We start from the raw sequence: 1,136 nt of genomic DNA, 5'->3' as shown, positions 1-1,136 counted from the left end.
GGGTTACCGGTCATTAGGTGTGTCTATAGATTGTGTTTTTGTTTGGTTTGGTGGGTGAAAGTCTGGTTTGGTTAGCTTTTTTAGCTATAGATTTAATGGTTGTTGTGTTTTCTTGAGTTTGTGTTAAGGGGTGTTTTGGTTGCCTTGGCTTATGCCAAAGCAACTACCGGTTCGTTCATGCCCGTCTTGTAAGGGGTGGCGGGTAAAGAAAAATGGTGTCACCTCGGCTGGCGCACCTAGGTACAGGTGTCTTGATTGCGGGGCGTGTCATACCAAACACAGACCGCAGGCAAGGGCTGGCAACACGTATGAAGCGTTTGTTTCCTACCTGTTAGGTAAACACGCTCACAGTGAGCTCGATCGCGGTAGTGATCGCAGTGTTCGACGCAACTTCACGTGGTGTTGGAACCCGCTAGTGCCTACTCCACCGGTCAGTGGTGAAGTATGTGATCAAGTCTTCATCGACGGGACGTATCTAAATGGTGGGTGGGTAGTCTTAATCGCTTGTACCACTACTAACGTATTGAACTGGCAAGTATGCGCTAAAGAAACCACAGCTGCCTACCAAGCCCTCCTAGCCCCGATAGCCCCACCTCTAATGGTGGTAACAGACGGGGCAAAAGGTGGTGAGCGTGCCATTAACAGTTTGCGGCCCACCACTAAGATTCAACGTTGCCTAGTCCATGTACACCGCAATAACATCACTGACCTGACTCGCAAGCCTAAAACTACTGCCGGCCAGGACCTCATGTACTTATCACGACAATTAACCCGCATCACCAATACCGAACAGGCCGCTAACTGGCTTACCACTCTGGCTGCGTTTTACAACCAATACGACCAATACCTAAAACAACGTACCTTCGCTAAAGACCTACCCCAAGCCCTTAGAAAGCCTGGGCATAAATGGTGGTACACCCACGAACGTGACCGCCGCGTGTACTTCCGTCTCCAACGCCTAGCCAGAAAAGACCAACTATTTGCCTACCTGACCAACCCCACGCCAGCCCAAAACACTTCGACCTACAAGCCCCATGGGAAGACGGCCTATCAATCAGAAAAGGCTGGGCAGGCAAATACAAACCCTAAAACAACACGACACGCCACCAATAGACACACAAATTGTCCGGTAACCC

1 protein-coding gene is annotated in these 1,136 nt (G+C 50.2%); it reads left to right on the top strand.

From position 1 onward, the window contains the following. Positions 1-151: 151 nt before the first annotated feature. Positions 152-1,136 (top strand): IS1249 family transposase (locus tag HMPREF2975_RS12365; RefSeq protein ID WP_141757436.1); only part of this gene is annotated, 985 nt, incomplete at its 3' end.

This window comes from Actinomyces sp. HMSC065F12 (assembly GCF_001814535.1).
GTDB classification, from domain to species: Bacteria; Actinomycetota; Actinomycetes; order Actinomycetales; family Actinomycetaceae; genus Pauljensenia; species Pauljensenia radingae_A.
Note: the sequence above shows the minus strand (reverse complement) of the source record. Positions and strands in the feature narration are given on the sequence as shown.